Source organism: Pseudomonas sp. PA1(2017), assembly GCF_001945375.1.
In the GTDB taxonomy this organism is placed as follows: Bacteria; Pseudomonadota; Gammaproteobacteria; order Pseudomonadales; family Pseudomonadaceae; genus Aquipseudomonas.
In genome coordinates, this window is sequence record NZ_MSXU01000009.1 from 493,987 (window position 1) to 509,466 (window position 15,480).

16 protein-coding genes are annotated in these 15,480 nt (G+C 61.7%); 10 read left to right on the forward strand and 6 right to left on the reverse strand.

Features of this window, described 5'->3' with window-relative positions:
* Positions 1–141 precede the first annotated feature (141 nt).
* From ppsA to BVH01_RS09420, 8 genes are all read left to right on the forward strand, one after another.
* Positions 142–2,514: a phosphoenolpyruvate synthase gene (gene ppsA, locus BVH01_RS09385; RefSeq protein ID WP_075930073.1), complete on the forward strand. Its 2,373-nt coding sequence runs from the start codon at positions 142–144 to the stop codon at positions 2,512–2,514.
* A 248-nt stretch (positions 2,515–2,762) separates the two neighbouring features.
* Positions 2,763–3,758 (forward strand): alpha/beta fold hydrolase, encoded by a 996-nt coding sequence (locus BVH01_RS09390; RefSeq protein WP_075930074.1) that lies wholly within the window; start codon positions 2,763–2,765, stop codon positions 3,756–3,758.
* A 90-nt stretch (positions 3,759–3,848) separates the two neighbouring features.
* Positions 3,849–4,334: a ribonuclease E activity regulator RraA gene (gene rraA, locus BVH01_RS09395; protein ID WP_075930075.1), complete on the forward strand. Its 486-nt coding sequence runs from the start codon at positions 3,849–3,851 to the stop codon at positions 4,332–4,334.
* A gap of 35 nt (positions 4,335–4,369) precedes the next feature.
* A complete protein-coding gene (locus tag BVH01_RS09400; protein WP_075930076.1) occupies positions 4,370–5,365 on the forward strand; it encodes a CorA family divalent cation transporter in 996 nt (331 codons plus the stop codon).
* 54 nt (positions 5,366–5,419) lie between these two features.
* Positions 5,420–5,668, forward strand: coding sequence for a CrfX protein (locus BVH01_RS09405; protein WP_075930077.1), 249 nt, complete (start codon positions 5,420–5,422; stop codon positions 5,666–5,668).
* A 1-nt stretch (position 5,669) separates the two neighbouring features.
* A complete protein-coding gene (locus tag BVH01_RS09410; RefSeq protein ID WP_075930078.1) occupies positions 5,670–6,494 on the forward strand; it encodes a mechanosensitive ion channel domain-containing protein in 825 nt (274 codons plus the stop codon).
* An 89-nt stretch (positions 6,495–6,583) separates the two neighbouring features.
* Positions 6,584–7,174: an RNA polymerase sigma factor SigX gene (sigX, locus tag BVH01_RS09415; protein ID WP_075930079.1), complete on the forward strand. Its 591-nt coding sequence runs from the start codon at positions 6,584–6,586 to the stop codon at positions 7,172–7,174.
* 105 nt (positions 7,175–7,279) lie between these two features.
* Positions 7,280–8,260: an OmpA family protein gene (locus tag BVH01_RS09420; protein WP_074888455.1), complete on the forward strand. Its 981-nt coding sequence runs from the start codon at positions 7,280–7,282 to the stop codon at positions 8,258–8,260.
* A 286-nt stretch (positions 8,261–8,546) separates the two neighbouring features.
* Here the strand turns inward: BVH01_RS09420 and BVH01_RS09425 are convergent, their stop codons facing one another.
* A complete protein-coding gene (locus tag BVH01_RS09425; RefSeq protein WP_013791620.1) occupies positions 8,547–8,861 on the reverse strand; it encodes a hypothetical protein in 315 nt (104 codons plus the stop codon).
* A 195-nt stretch (positions 8,862–9,056) separates the two neighbouring features.
* On the opposite strand from BVH01_RS09425, the gene BVH01_RS09430 reads away from it, so the two are divergent.
* Complete coding sequence (locus BVH01_RS09430) at positions 9,057–9,449, forward strand: hypothetical protein (RefSeq protein ID WP_075930080.1); 393 nt, start codon at positions 9,057–9,059, stop codon at positions 9,447–9,449.
* Here BVH01_RS09430 and BVH01_RS09435 read toward each other — a convergent pair whose 3' ends face one another.
* Entirely contained in the window at positions 9,450–10,385 is a 936-nt protein-coding gene (locus BVH01_RS09435) for a LysR family transcriptional regulator (protein ID WP_075930081.1), read from the reverse strand.
* A 140-nt stretch (positions 10,386–10,525) separates the two neighbouring features.
* On the opposite strand from BVH01_RS09435, the gene BVH01_RS09440 reads away from it, so the two are divergent.
* On the forward strand, positions 10,526–11,737 hold the full coding sequence (locus BVH01_RS09440; RefSeq protein WP_075930082.1) for an acyl-CoA dehydrogenase: 1,212 nt from the start codon (positions 10,526–10,528) through the stop codon (positions 11,735–11,737).
* 4 nt (positions 11,738–11,741) lie between these two features.
* Here the strand turns inward: BVH01_RS09440 and BVH01_RS09445 are convergent, their stop codons facing one another.
* The 4 genes from BVH01_RS09445 to xthA all read right to left on the reverse strand — a co-directional run bounded on the left by BVH01_RS09445 (position 11,742) and on the right by xthA (position 15,347).
* A complete protein-coding gene (locus BVH01_RS09445) occupies positions 11,742–11,936 on the reverse strand; it encodes a hypothetical protein (protein ID WP_075930083.1) in 195 nt (64 codons plus the stop codon).
* Positions 11,933–12,925, reverse strand: coding sequence for a TerC family protein (locus BVH01_RS09450; RefSeq protein WP_075930084.1), 993 nt, complete (start codon positions 12,923–12,925; stop codon positions 11,933–11,935). The genes BVH01_RS09445 and BVH01_RS09450 overlap by 4 nt, the downstream gene beginning before the upstream one ends.
* 153 nt (positions 12,926–13,078) lie before the next feature.
* Positions 13,079–14,458 carry a substrate-binding domain-containing protein gene (locus tag BVH01_RS09455; RefSeq protein ID WP_075930085.1) on the reverse strand — a complete coding sequence of 460 codons (1,380 nt, stop codon included), beginning with the start codon at positions 14,456–14,458 and terminating at the stop codon, positions 13,079–13,081.
* Positions 14,459–14,534: 76 nt separating this feature from the next.
* The gene (xthA, locus tag BVH01_RS09460; protein ID WP_075930086.1) at positions 14,535–15,347 is read right to left on the reverse strand and encodes an exodeoxyribonuclease III; all 813 of its coding nucleotides are present in this window, start codon (positions 15,345–15,347) and stop codon (positions 14,535–14,537) included.
* Positions 15,348–15,480: the final 133 nt, after the last annotated feature.

Consider the following 15,480-nt stretch of genomic DNA (forward strand, 5'->3'; position numbering starts at 1 on the left):
CTATGATAGGTCGGTTTTTTGCCGGCCCTGATGGGTTTGCATTGTTACTTATTTTCCAGGGCCAGGCCATTGTCCACCCGGCGCATGCCGACGGCGTTTCCAGCCCATGAGCTTTTCCAACACTGAAGTGGAGAGATCACCTTGGCAGAGTACGTAGTTTCCCTCGATAAGCTCGGCAATCATGACGTCGAGCATGTAGGGGGCAAGAACGCCTCCCTCGGCGAGATGATCAGCAACCTGGCGGGTGCTGGCGTTTCGGTACCCGGTGGTTTCGCCACGACCGCCCAGGCCTATCGCGACTTCCTCGAGCAGAGCGGTCTGAACGCGCAGATCCACGAAGCGCTGGACGCCCTGGACGTCGACGACGTCAACGCCCTGGCCAAGACCGGCGCGCAGATTCGCCAGTGGGTGATGGACGCCGAGTTCCCGGCCGAGCTCAACGAGCAGATTCGCACGGCGTTCGCCGCCATGGCGGGCGGTAACGACAACATGGCCGTGGCCGTGCGTTCCTCGGCCACCGCCGAAGACCTGCCCGATGCCTCCTTCGCAGGCCAGCAGGAAACCTTCCTGAACATCCGCGGCGTGGAGAACGTTATCCGTGCGGCCAAGGAAGTCTTCGCTTCGCTGTTCAACGACCGCGCCATCGCCTACCGCGTGCACCAGGGCTTCGACCACAAGCTGGTCGCCCTGTCCGCAGGCGTGCAGCGCATGGTGCGTTCGGAAACCGGCACCGCCGGCGTGATGTTCACCCTCGATACCGAATCGGGCTTCCGCGACGTGGTGTTCATCACCGGCGCCTACGGCCTGGGTGAAACCGTGGTGCAGGGCGCGGTCAACCCCGACGAGTTCTATGTCCACAAGCAGACCCTGGAAGCCGGCCGCCCGGCGATCCTGCGTCGCAACCTGGGCAGCAAGGCGATCAAGATGATCTACGGCGACGAAGCCAAGGCCGGCAAGTCGGTCAAGGTGGTCGATGTCGACCGCGCCGACCGCGCGCGTTTCTGCCTGAGCGATGCCGAAGTCAGCGAGCTGGCCAAGCAGGCCATGATCATCGAGAAACACTACGGCCGCCCGATGGACATCGAGTGGGCCAAGGACGGTGATGACGGCAAGCTGTACATCGTTCAGGCCCGCCCGGAGACCGTGAAGAGCCGCGCCAGCGCCACCGTTATGGAGCGCTACCTGCTCAAGGAAAAAGGTACCGTGCTGGTCGAAGGCCGCGCCATCGGCCAGAAAATCGGCGCCGGCAAGGTTCGCGTGATCAACGACGTGTCCGAGATGGACAAGGTCCAGCCCGGCGACGTACTGGTATCCGACATGACCGACCCGGACTGGGAACCGGTCATGAAGCGCGCCAGCGCCATCGTCACCAACCGCGGCGGGCGGACCTGCCACGCGGCGATCATCGCCCGCGAGCTGGGCATTCCGGCCGTGGTCGGTTGCGGCAACGCCACCCATGCGCTGCGTGACGGCCAGGGTGTGACGGTGTCCTGCGCCGAAGGCGACACCGGGTTCATCTTCGAGGGCGAGCTGGGCTTCGACGTGCGCCAGAACTCTATCGATGCCATGCCCGAGCTGCCGTTCAAGATCATGATGAACGTAGGCAACCCCGACCGCGCCTTCGATTTCGCCCAACTGCCCAACGCCGGTATCGGCCTGGCGCGCCTGGAGTTCATCATCAACCGCATGATCGGCGTGCACCCCAAGGCGCTGCTGAACATGGACGGCCTGCCACCGGAAATCCAGGAAAGCGTCGAGAAGCGCATCGCCGGTTATGATGATCCGGTGAATTTCTACGTCGAGAAACTGGTGGAAGGCATCAGCACCCTGGCGGCGGCGTTCTGGCCCAAGAAGGTCATCGTGCGCCTGTCCGACTTCAAGTCCAACGAATACGCCAACCTGATCGGCGGCAAGCTGTACGAGCCGGAAGAAGAAAACCCGATGCTGGGCTTCCGCGGCGCCTCGCGCTACATCAGCGAATCGTTCCGTGATTGCTTCGAGCTCGAGTGCCGGGCGCTGAAGAAGGTCCGCAACGAGATGGGCCTGACCAATGTCGAGATCATGGTGCCCTTTGTGCGTACCCTGGGCGAAGCCAAACAGGTGGTCGATCTGCTCGCCGAGAACGGCCTGGCGCGCGGTCAGGATGGCCTCAAGGTCATCATGATGTGCGAGCTGCCGTCCAACGCCATTCTCGCAGAAGAGTTCCTCGAATACTTCGACGGCTTCTCCATCGGCTCCAACGACCTGACCCAGCTGACTCTGGGGCTGGATCGCGATTCCGGGATCGTCGCGCACCTGTTCGACGAGCGTAACCCGGCAGTCAAGAAGCTGCTTTCCAACGCCATCCAGGCCTGCAACAAGGCCGGCAAGTACATCGGCATCTGCGGCCAGGGGCCGTCGGACCACCCGGACCTGGCGCGCTGGCTGATGGAGCAGGGCATCGAAAGCGTTTCCCTGAACCCCGATTCGGTACTGGAAACCTGGTTCTTCCTGGCCGAAGCCCAGCCCAACTGATCGGTCTGGTTTGCAGAGTGACCCGAGGGCAGGTTCTACCTGCCCTTTTTTGTGACCTGCCATCCCTGGCGGCCACCCTTCGGGCCGTCGCAAGCGACGTCAAAAACTTCTCCCGGAAGTTTTTTGTGCCGCTGTGCGGGCGCCAAGCCCACAGGCGGCGATGGCGATCGTGTCGCCAGGTTTTGAATTTTGGTGTCTGCCACCGGCAACCCCAGCGGCGGACAATCTGTTGTGTCAGAGCGAAGAAGATGCAAAGCAGCAGTGAGTTGTTTCCCGTAGCGCTGATGAGTGCCGAGCTACGGGGTGACCTGAGTGAAGATGTCTACCGCCTCAAACCGGGCAACAGCCCGGATTTCAGCGTTGAGCTGGCCCTGACCCGCCTCGGGCTCGCTGGGCAGGAAGAGGCGCGCGGCGAACCGGTGATCCTGCTGCATGGCAGTTTTTCCAACCGACGGTTCTGGTATTCGCCCGGCGGCATCGGCCTGGCGCCTTATCTGGTGCGTGCCGGCTTCGATGTGTGGATTGCCGAGATGCGCGGCCATGGCCTGTCGCCGCGCAACCAGGCTTATCGGGATAACTGTGTGGCGCACTACGCCCGCTACGATCTGCCGGCGATCGCCGCGTTCGTCGCCGAGCAGAATCCGGCGCCGGCCCATTGGCTGGGTCATTCGCTGGGCGGCCTGACGCTGGCGGCAGCACTGGGGGGCGGTCATTTACCACAGGCCGGCATTGCCAGCCTGGGCCTGTTCGGGGCCGAGATCAGCCGCCGTCACTGGATACTCAAGGTGCCGCCCGTCGAGTGGATCGCGCGCCTGGTGATCAAGCGCTTCGCGGTGCTCTCTGGGGCGCGTCTCAAGCGTGGGCCCGAGGACGAGCCGATTGGCATCGCCCTGGAAACCCTGCGCTGGCATCGCCTTTTCGGGCGTTTCGGCGACGCCGAGCACGACTGGTGGGCCGGGCTGCAAGCGGTCACGGTGCCGCTGCTCGCGGTGGCCAGCGACGCTGACCGGGAGTGCCCGCCCGAGGCCTGTCGCGCCCTGTTCGAACGATTCGCCTCGGTCGATCGCGAGTTCGTCAATCTGGGGCGAGGGCAGGGTTTCGAGCACGAGTACGATCATGTGCAGATGTTGGTCAGCAAGCCTGCCCAGAGCGAAGTCTGGCCGCTGGTTCGCCGTTGGCTCGAAGGCGAGCGCCAGTCGCCGCCGCGCGAGGCGCAGGAGCCGGCCATCGTTGCCGTGTCGTGATGCGATAGTGAAGGGGCGCTGCCGAGAGTGTTCGAGGCGCGCCCGATAACGCTATGCTGCAGGCTTCGAACACCCATCAGGAGTTTCGCCATGCACTACAGCACGCCCGATCTGTGTGACGCCAACCCGGAACTGGTCAGCGTCGTGGAGCCGATGTTCAGCAACTTCGGCGGTCGCGATTCGTTCGCCGGGCAGATCGTCACGGTCAAATGCTTCGAGGACAATTCCCTGGTCAAATCCCAGGCGGATCAGTCTGGGGCCGGCAAGGTGCTGGTGGTCGATGGCGGTGCCTCGCTGCGTTGTGCGCTGCTTGGCGACATGATCGCCGAGAAAGCGGCGAACAATGGCTGGGAAGGCATGGTGATCTACGGCTGCGTGCGCGACGTCGACGTGCTGGCGCAGACCAACCTCGGCGTACAGGCGCTGGGCAGTCATCCGATGAAAACCGAGAAGCGCGGCCTGGGCGACCTGAATGTGGTGGTCAGCTTTGGTGGCGTGACCTTCCGCCCTGGCGAGTACCTGTACGCCGACAACAACGGCATCATCGTTTCACCGCAGGCGCTGCAAACCGAGTAAGCAGGCGTCGGCCTGGCAGTCATCGAGGGGTATGGATGTACGAGGAAGACAACGCGCAGTGGGGGCTGGTACACGGCTTCGTGCTGGATGGCAAGGGCGGCGCACAGGCAGTGGCACGCGAGCAACTCGATGGACTACAGCTCGAGGAGGGGCAGAGCCTGTGGCTGCACTGGGATCGCAGTCATCCGCAGACCCAGAGCTGGCTGCGCCGCGACAGTGGTCTGAGCGAGTTCGCCTGCGACCTGCTGCTCGAGGAGAATACCCGTCCGCGTGCCTTGCCGCTGCCCGACGACGAGTTGTTGCTGTTCCTGCGTGGCGTCAACCTCAACCCCGGCGCCGAACCCGAGGACATGGTTTCGGTGCGCATTTCCGCCGGCGCGCAGCGGGTGATCTCGCTGCGCCTGCGCCCGCTGCGTGCCACCGAGGATCTGATCGAACGGCTGCAGGCCGGTAAAGGGCCGCGAAATCCCTCCGAGCTGATCCTGCAGCTCAGCGATTACCTCACCGACAAGGTCGAGGATCTGGTGACCGGTCTCTCCGACCTGGTCGATGAACAGGAAGAAAAGGTCGATGGCAACGAGCGCACCTTGCCCGATCACGGCCTGCTGCTGCATATCCGGCGCCGCGCCGCGGGTCTTCGCCGCTTTCTGTCGCCGCAACGGGATATCTACGCGCAGCTCACCCGCAGTCAACTGCCCTGGCTGAGCCACGAAGACAGTCTGTACTGGAACGAGCTGAATAACCGGCTGCTGCGCTACCTCGAGGAACTGGAACTGACGCGCGAGCGCATCGGCCTGTTGCTGGAGACGGAGAATCGCCGGCTCGACGTGCGCATGAACCACATCATGTTCCGCTTCGGCATCATTACCTGCATTTTCCTGCCCATGAGCTTCGTTACCGGCCTGCTGGGCATCAACGTAGGCGGCATTCCCGGCGCCCAGAGCCCCTATGGGTTTCTGGTCGCGTGCCTGCTGATGGTGCTGATTGGCTTGGGCCAGTGGCTGTTGTTCCGCCGTCTGCGCTGGGTGTGATGTGACTCGCCCGGCAAGCGCTGCGTCTAGCGGAGACGTTCTGTGAGGTCTGCCATGCACGATCCATTCGAAGAATCTCTGCGTGATCTGTTGAAAGCACCGTCGTCGCCTGCGCGCGACGACGATGCCTGCCTGAACCGAGTGCTGAAAACCGCCAACCGCCAGGTAGGTGCGGGCGACCTGTTCGGCCTGATGGGGCATTGGGCCAGCGCCCTGATGATCGCCCTCAACAATGGCTCTTCCCATGTCGCACCGGTGTCACGCCGCCGTGCGTCTGCTCGTTCTTCCGATAAGGCGCAATGAAATGGAACTCGATCCCTGGACTCATAGCCTGGTCGCCGCAATGACGGCGCTGTGGACGAAAGTCGCCAGCTTCATTCCCAACCTGTTCGTAGCGCTGGTGCTGGTGCTGCTGGGCTTCATCGTCGCCAAGCTGCTCGACACCCTGCTGTCCAAGCTGCTCGGCAAGCTGGGCCTGGATCGCCTGATGGCCGGGACCGGCCTGACCAAGATCCTCGGCCGCGCGGGCTTCCAGGTGCCGGTTTCCGCGCTGATCGGCAAGATCGTCTATTGGTTCGTGCTGCTGATATTCCTGGTCTCTGCTGCCGAGTCGCTGGGCCTGGAGCGCGTGTCCGCCACCCTGGACGTGCTGGCTCTGTATCTGCCCAAGGTGTTTGGCGCAGCGCTGATCCTGTTGGCCGGTGTACTGCTGGGGCATCTGCTCAGCGGCCTGGTGCGTGGCGCCGCCGAAGGCGTTGGGCTGGATTACGCCCACGGCCTGGCGCGATTGGCCCAGGGCCTGGTGATCATCATCAGCATCTCCGTGGCCATCGGCCAGTTGGAGGTCAAGACCGACCTGCTCAACAACGTCATAGCCATCGTGCTGATTTCCGTCGGCCTGGCGGTGGCACTGGCGTTGGGCCTGGGCAGCCGCGAGCTGGCCAGCCAGATTCTTGCCGGTATCTACGTGCGCGAGTTGTACCAGGTCGGCCAGGAAATCGAAGTGGGTGGCGTCGAGGGCCAGATCGAGGAGATCGGCACGGTCAAGACCACAGTGCTGACGGACTCCGGCGAGCTCGTCTCGCTCTCCAACCGCGTGCTGCTCGAGCAGCGGGTAAGCAGCCGCTAAGGGGCATTTCTGCTACCCTATGCGCCCAGCCAGCGGCCTGCTCCAACAGGCGCTGGCTGTTTTCGTCCTGACCGTTGGCCCGACCTGCTTTGAACGCACCCCAATCACCGTCACTGCGCTATGACCCACGCGAGCTCTCCGACGAGGAGCTGGTGGCGCGTGCCCATGATGAGCTGTTCCATGTCACGCGTGCTTACGAAGAATTGATGCGGCGTTACCAGCGCACATTGTTCAATGTGTGCGCGCGATATTTAGGGAACGATCGAGATGCCGATGATGTCTGTCAGGAAGTGATGCTCAAGGTTCTTTATGGGCTGAAAAACTTCGAGGGTAAATCGAAGTTCAAGACCTGGCTCTATAGCATTACTTACAATGAATGCATCACTCAGTACCGCAAGGAGCGTCGCAAACGTCGTTTGATGGATGCGCTGAGTTTGGATCCTCTGGAGGAGGCGTCGGAAGAGAAGGCGCCAAAGATAGAGGATCGAGGCGGATTGGATCGCTGGCTCGTGCATGTGAACCCGATCGACCGGGAAATTCTGGTGTTGCGTTTTGTCGCGGAGCTGGAGTTTCAGGAGATCGCTGACATCATGCACATGGGACTCAGCGCTACCAAGATGCGCTACAAGCGCGCGTTGGACCGATTGCGGGAAAAGTTTGCAGGTATTACCGAAAGTTAGTTCGGGGCAAGCTTTAGCTGGCAAAGGTAAGTTTTGTTAAACTTACCGCAGACTCGCATGTCTACCTGCATGCGGATCAATCACTCATAGATGGGGATTTAACGGATGAAACTGAAAAACACCTTAGGCGTAGTCATTGGCTCCTTGGTAGCCGCTACCTCCATGGGCGTGCTGGCTCAAGGCCAAGGCGCTGTCGAGGTGGAAGGCTTTGCCAACCGCTACTTCACCGACGTTCAGCGTGACTTCGCTCACGACGAAGGCAACCTGTTCGGCGCAAGCGTTGGTTACTACCTGACCGACGACGTCGAGCTGGCTCTGTCGTACGGCGAGTACCATGACCTGCGTGGCGAAGGCGCTGCTGGCAGCAAGAACATCAAGGGCAACCTGACTGATCTGAAAGCCCTCTACCACTTCGGCCAGCCGGGTGTAGGTCTGCGTCCGTACGTTTCCGGCGGCGTTGGCCATCAGAGCATCGGCGACGCCAACAAAGGCGGCCGTGACACTTCCACCCTGGCCATCGTTGGTGGCGGCGCGAAGTACTACTTCACCGAGATGCTGTACGCTCGTGCCGGCGTTGAAGCTCTGTACAACATCGACAAGGGTGACACCGAGTGGCAAGCCGGCGTGGGTGTCGGTCTGAACTTCGGTGGCAGCACCCGTCAGGTTGCTCAGGTAACCGAGCCGGCTCCAGAGCCAGTTCCAGCACCGGCTCCGGTCGTTGAAGAAGCTCCGCAAGTCGTTCGCGTCGAACTGGACGTGAAATTCGACTTCGACAAGGCTGCTGTCAAGCAAGAAAGCTACGGTGACATCAAGAACCTGGCTGACTTCATGAACCAGTACCCGCAAACCAGCACCACCGTTGAAGGTCACACTGACTCCGTCGGTACTGACGCTTACAACCAGAAGCTGTCCGAGCGTCGTGCAAACGCTGTTCGTGACGTGCTGGTCAACCAGTACGGCGTAGGCGCTGACCGCGTTAACTCCGTAGGCTACGGCGAGTCCCGCCCGGTTGCTGACAACGCTACCGAAGAAGGTCGCGCTATCAACCGTCGCGTTGAAGCTGAAGTAGAAGCCCAAGCCCAGTAATAGGCTCAGGCGTCATGAAAAACCCGGCTCAGGCCGGGTTTTTCTTTGCCTGCAGAAAAGCTTCGTCCAATAAAAACGGCATCTACCAGAACACCCGATGGGGGAAGGTGATCTGGCAGATGCCGTGTCCGTTACCTGGCTTCCCATAAGAAGGCTGCAAGGCGTTGTTGATCTTTCTGAAGCAAGCATCGCGCCATATACCCAGAGAGCTATCTGGTGGCGTTATCGAGCCCCTGATGCATAAGGCCTGAACCATAAGCAGGCAACGAGCCCGATACATGGCTCATCATGAGGCAGGGCACGCCCGCGCCTCTTCCACATAGTCCCTGAGCCAGCGCAGTACTTCCACGGCTTCCCAGCGATTGGGATCGAACATCGCATAGGCCAGTCCCTGGTAACCCACCACGTCCAGCTGACGGTGATAGCCCGCCCGTTGCAGCAGCGCTTCGATCTCGGCGAAGCAGGTGTTGAAGTGCAGACGATTGAACGGCGTTTTACCTTCGGTAACGATGCCTTCCAGGTGCAGTTCCTCGACGATGAGGCGCACCTTGTCCAGTGGCATCCGGTTGATCGTGTGTTTGAGTTGCAATACGTCCAGCATCGTTGCGCTCCCGCTATAGCCTGATCTCACCTGGAATGTTCCGGGCCTGCGATCGTGTGGTGACGGCGGCTAGGGTAAATCAAAAGTACTGTACAAATAAACAGTATTCGGTGATAGTCAGCCTCGACGCTTGCTGACTCCATGTCTGGCGGCGCTGCACACAGCGCCGCTGATCGATGCCGAGGACTCCCCGTAATGCACCAGATACTCATGACAGTTGTGCTGTTGGTAACACTGACCGGTTGCGTGCAACCGCAGGTCGAGCAACCCAAGGTCAATGCCAATTACCTGGTCATCGAAGACAACCAGGCCTGGGCGGTGCTGGTTTCCGACGGCAAACGCGTCGAGGAGCATGGCGTGGTGGTCGACGCCATCAAACTGGCCAGCAACGATGCCCCCGTGGCTGCCAGCTACGTGATCGATACGCCCAACTGCGGCAAATTGCAGTGGCTGGTCGAGCGGCAGGGCGCTGCCGATGGCGTTACCACCCGCATGACTTTGCACGACAACAAGCAGCTGAGTGCATCGAATTGTGTGATCGGCGAAGGCCTGACGCGAATCTGGACGGTACTGGACTATTCCAGCTGATCAAGCTCCGGCGCTGGAGGTGGCTTTACGTTCCTCGGCGGTGATGCGCTGGCATATCTCGATAATCTGTTCTCGCATCCAGCGATTGGCGGGATCTTGATCGGTGCTTTCGTGCCAGTACAGGTGGGTTTCCAGGGAGGGGATGCCAGCCACCGGCAGTTCGCTGAAATACAGATCGTTATCCCGGGCGAAGCGCTCCGGCACGGTAATCGCCATGTCGGTATCGCGCATCACCCGGCAGGCCATCAGGTAGTGTTGCGAACGCAAGGCGATACGCCGCTGAATGCCCATCTTGCCCAGCGCCAGGTCGACATAGCCGAGGCCGCTGCGGCGGCTGGATATCTGGATATGGGTCAGTGACAGGTAGGCTTCCAGGCTGAGCTTTTCCTTGGCCAGCGGATGCCCATGGCGCATGGCGCAGACATAGCGGTCCTCCATCAACTTGACGTGCCGCACCTGCGGGTCGATGTTCAGCGGCGCATCCACGGCGAAGTCCAGTCGCCCGGCGGCCAGTTCCTTGGTGGTTTCGCGACGGCGCACCAGCATGCTTTCGATGGTGACGCTCGGCGCCTGGCGGCGCAGGCGTTGGAACAGGGGCGGCAGTACGACGGCCTCGGTCAGGTCGGTCATGCTGATGCGAAAGCTCTTGGTCGCTTGCGCTGGATTGAAGGTGCGGCTTTCCTGCACCGAGATACGCAGTTGCTGCAAGGCGTTGCGCACCGGCGTGATGATGTTCTGCGCCATGGGCGTGGGCACCATGCCCTGGGCGGTGCGTACGAACAACGGATCGTTGAAGGTCTCGCGCAGGCGGGCCAGGGCGTTGGACACTGCGGGCTGGGTGATGCCGACGATCTGCCCGGCGCGGGTGAGGTTGGCTTCGGTGTATATGGCATCGAAGACCACGAAGAGATTGAGATCCACCTTGTTCAGGTTCATGCCTGAGCGACTCCGTACATTGTTCTTGTGCGCTGATCTTATATCGGTGATGAATGTTTATACACGCTGAAAATAGCGTCGATAAATGACCCACCGTCCACTAGCATTCTTCGCATACAGAAACGCAGCCGAGGTGCGCCGTGGATTTTGCCTATTCCCCCAAGGTTCAGCAGTTGCGCGAGCGCGTCACTGCGTTCATGCAGGCCCATGTATATCCGGCCGAGGCCGAGTTCGAGCGTCAGGTCGCCGAAGGTGATCGCTGGCAGCCGACGACGATCATTGAGCAACTCAAGGATCGCGCCAGGGGGGAAGGATTGTGGAATCTGTTCCTGCCAGATTCCGAGCTGGGCGCGGGGCTCACCAATACCGAATACGCGCCGCTGGCCGAGATCATGGGCAGCTCGCTGATCGGTCCCGAGCCGTTCAACTGTGCGGCCCCTGACACCGGCAACATGGAGGTGCTGGTGCGTTACGGCAGCGAGGAGCAGAAACGCCAGTGGCTCGAGCCGCTACTCAATGGTGATATCCGGTCGGCCTTCGCCATGACCGAGCCGGGCGTCGCCTCGTCGGATGCCACCAACATGCAGGCGACGGCCGTGCGTGATGGCGAGCATTGGGTGATCAATGGCCGTAAGTGGTGGACCTCGGGCGCCTGCGACCCCCGCTGCAAGATCATGATCTTCATGGGCTTGAGCAACCCGGATGGCCCGCGCCACCAGCAGCACTCGATGATTCTGGTGCCCATGGATACGCCCGGTGTGAGGGTGCTCCGCCCGTTGCCGGTATTCGGCTATGACGATGCGCCCCACGGCCATGCCGAGGTGCTGTTCGAGGACGTCCGCGTGCCGTATGGCAACGTACTGCTGGGCGAAGGCCGCGGATTCGAGATCGCTCAGGGGCGTCTTGGCCCGGGGCGCATCCACCATTGCATGCGCTCCATCGGCATGGCGGAGCGGGCGCTGAAACTGATGTGCGAGCGCGCGCTGCAGCGCACGGCATTCGGCAAGCCGCTGGCTCGCCTGGGCGGCAATATCGACCTGATCGCCGAGTCGCGCATGGAGATCAACATGGCGCGCCTGTTGACCCTCAATGCGGCGTACATGATGGATACGGTCGGCAACAAAGTGGCCGCCAGCGAGATCGCTCAGATCAAGGTGGTGGCACCCAACGTGGCGTTGAAGGTGATCGATCGCGCGATTCAGATGCATGGCGGGGCAGGGGTGAGCGGCGACTTCCCGCTGGCTTACTGGTACGCCATGCAGCGCACCTTGCGCCTGGCCGACGGCCCGGACGAAGTGCACCGCGCCGCTATCGGCAAGTACGAGCTGGGCAAGTACATGGCGAAAGCGTAGCGGCTTAGCAGCCTGGCTCTTTGTCGGGGCCGGGCACCAGGCTCAGCTTCTCGCCGTGCAAGCGCATATGAAGCTGGGCTGCGAAGGCGCGAGCGGCACCTTCGTCGTCGAACATCAACGTGCGTTTGCCCAGGCGCACGCACCAGCGTACGCCGTCGGGCTTGTCGATTCGCTCGAGCTGCACAGCTTGTTCGGTCACGTCGTCTCGGCAGGTTTCTTGTCACGGGTTTTCAGCAGCGAGAGGATCACGCCGCCGGCCAGTACGCCCATGGTAACGCCGAGCGAGAGCAAGGCGGGAACCTTGATGAAACCGTGCAGGAAAATCTTGCAGCCGATGAACATCAGCACGATGGCCAGCGCGTACTTGAGGTACACGAAGCGATGCATCAGCGCAGCCAGGGCGAAGTACAACGCGCGCAAGCCAAGGATCGCGAAGATGTTCGAGGTGTAGACGATGAACGGATCCTGGGTGATGGCGAACACCGCCGGCACGCTGTCCACCGCGAACACCAGATCCGCCAGCTCGATCAGCACCAGTGCCAGCAGCAGCGGGGTGGCGAAGAGCAGCATCTTGCCACTGGCCGGATCTTTCTGGCGCACCAGGAATCTACCGCCGTGCAGGTCGTCCGTGACGCGGATGTGCTTGCGCAGGAAGATCAGTAGCTTGTTCTGCGACAGGTCCGGATGCTCGTCATGGTCCTTGCTGAACAGCATCTTGATGCCGGTGAACAACAGGAATGCGCCGAACACGTAGAGAATCCAGTCGAACTCCTGCACCAGAGCGGTTCCCAGGCCGATCATGATCGCGCGCAGCACGACCACTCCGATGATCCCCCAGAACAGCACGCGGTGCTGGTATTTGCGTGGAATGCCAAAAAAGCCGAGGATCATCGCCATGACGAACACGTTGTCCATCGATAGCGACTGTTCGACCAGGAAGCCCGTGTAGAACTCCAGCGCCTTGGTGGCGCCGAGCTCCCACCAGACCCAGCCGCCAAAGGCGACGCCCACGCTGAAGTAACCCGAGTAGAGCAGCAGGCTCTCGCGCATTTCGATTTCGTGTTGGTCGCGGTGCAGCACGCCGAGGTCGAAGACCAGCAGCGCGATGACGATGATGATGAATGCCAGCCAGAAGTAGTACGGGGTGCCGAGAAACGGCGTGAGCATAAAGGCATGTAGAGCTGTCATGGGCCCTCCCTGTCGATGCCTAAGTTGAGATTCAACTTAGTGACTCCGACATCACGATGAGGTGGACTCATCGCCAGAGGGGCCCGGCGTCACATGTCCATAAGGCTAGGATGAAACGTACGGTTCGGCAAGTGCCTGGCGCGCCTGGAGAAATCAGTAAACCCAGACTTCCACGCGGCGATTCTTGATCCTGCCGCTGTCGCCTTCGTTGTCGGCGACCGGCAGGTCGTCACCCAGGCCGGTGACCTCGCGCATCACCACGCCTTCGCGAGCCAGTTCACGGCGTACCGCCATGGCGCGCAATTTGGAAAGCAGCTCGGCACGTGCGGACACCGCCTTGGGGTCGCCAAAGCCGACCAGCACCACTTTATTCTGCAGCTTGTCGTGTTGGCGCAGGTAATCGAGCACGCGGCGCAGGTCCTGCTGCGCCTTGTTGTCCAGATTGGCGCTGCCTTCCTGGAAACGGAAGTTCACCGACAGGCGCTGGGCATCGCGGGCCAGTGCCTGATAGGCCGGCGGCATGTCCGCGGTCGCCTCGACTTTCACCGCTTCGACGGTTTGCGCGATGAATCCGTTACCCGCCACGATGGCCTGGCCGCGGGGGCTCTGGGCGAAATGCAGCAGCGCTTCGGCCCAGGGGTTGGCACTTTTCGGTGGCCCGTACAGGAACAGGCGGCGTGACAGTGGGTAGTCCTCGGTGGCGATCAGCGTCACGCTCGGCGCCATGGGCTGCGAATCGCCCGCGGCGATGGCCACCGCCTTGGCCTTGCGCACGTAGGGCAGGCCGATGAAGCCGATGCCGTTGGGATCGCGGGCTACCGAGTCGGATAGCTGTTCGCTGGATTCGAAGCGCTTGGCCTTGCTGGACAGTTGCTTGCCGTTGGCGCCGAGTACCAGTTCCTTGAACGTATCGAAGGTGCCGGAGTTGTCGTCCCGAGCGTACAGGTCGATGGCGCCGGAGCGGCCGCCCAGCTGTGCCCAGTCGCTGATTTCCCCGGAAAATATCTGCGCCAGTTGCAGGGTGCTCAAGGCATCGATGGGGTTGCTGGGGTGCAGTACGATCGCCAGGCCGTCGATGGCGATGACCTGCTCGGCGTCCCGGCTCTTCATATTGCCGAAAGAGGACAGGCTGGCGATTTCGGCATCCTTGATAGGCCTTGAGGAGGCGGCCAGTTCGGCGCTGCCCTGGCCGATGGCGGTGAAGCCGGTTCCTGATCCGTTGGCGGCAATGTTCACGGTGATCTTGCGACCTGCGCCATTCACGGCGCTTACAGCCTGCTCGTTTTCCTGGGTCACGCTGGTGCGTATGTCGTTGAGCCCTTGATCCTGCATCAGGCCCTTGACCAGTGCCGGGCCTAGCTTGGCGCCGATGGTGTTCGAGCCCTGGATACGCAGCACCGGTCGGTCGTCGGCGGGCAGGGGCAGGGCGGCGAACGCTGTCCAGGGGCTCAGGTACAGGACGAAACCGAGCAGCAGAAAGGTCGCCGTTCGGCTCCAGGTCTCGTGGTCACAACGGGTTGAGGCGCGCAGCATGCGGCAATCACCTTGCAAGGGATGGCGGAAGTGCTGCGACGATAAGACAGAAAAATGACTACAAGATGACGCCCGCTCAGCCGAGCTGCAGCCAGATCGGCGCGTGATCCGATGGTTTCTCCATGCCACGCAGGTCGTAGTCGATACCCGCGTCCTCCAGGCGATCCTGCAAGGCGCGCGACGCCAGGATCACGTCGATGCGCAGGCCACGCTTGGGTTCGTCCTCGAAGCCTCGACTGCGGTAGTCGAACCAGCTGAAACGGTCATCGACCTCGGGGTGCAACTGGCGGAAGCTGTCGACCAGGCCCCAGTTCTTCAGCGTGGCCAGCCACTCGCGTTCCTCCGGCAGAAAGCTGCATTTGCCGGTCTTCAGCCAGCGCTTGCGGTTGACCTCGCCGATGCCGATGTCGCAGTCCTCGGGGGAGATATTGATATCGCCCATGACGATCAGCGGCTGGTCGTGGGCGAAGCGGCTGCACAGCAGTGTCTGCAGATCCGCATAGAAGCGCTGCTTGGCAGGAAACTTGGTGGGATGATCGCGGCTCTCGCCCTGGGGAAAGTAGCCATTCATCACCGTCACCGGGTTGCCGTTGGCGTCGGCATAGGTGCCGTAGATGAAGCGGCGCTGGGACTGTTCATCGTCGTCCGGAAAGCCTTTGGTGATTTCCAGCGGCGCCTGGCGCGACAGCAGCGCCACGCCATAATGGCCCTTCTGTCCGTGGTAATGCACGTGGTAGCCCAGGTCACGGATTTCCGTTTCGGGGAACTGGTCGTCGCTGACCTTGGTTTCCTGCAGGCCGATCACGTCCGGTTGGTGCTTCTCGATCAGTGCGGCAAGTTGGTGCGGACGGGCGCGCAAGCCATTGATGTTGAAGGAAACGAGTTTCATGTCGGCAATCCTGAGCGTAGCGGGCGGTAAAACCACGATGCTAGCCGATCCGGTCGACGGGCTGCCAGCACGGCGGGAAATCGTTCGATACGTACATGCACTGGAATAGAGCGTTTGCCGTGATAGCATCGCC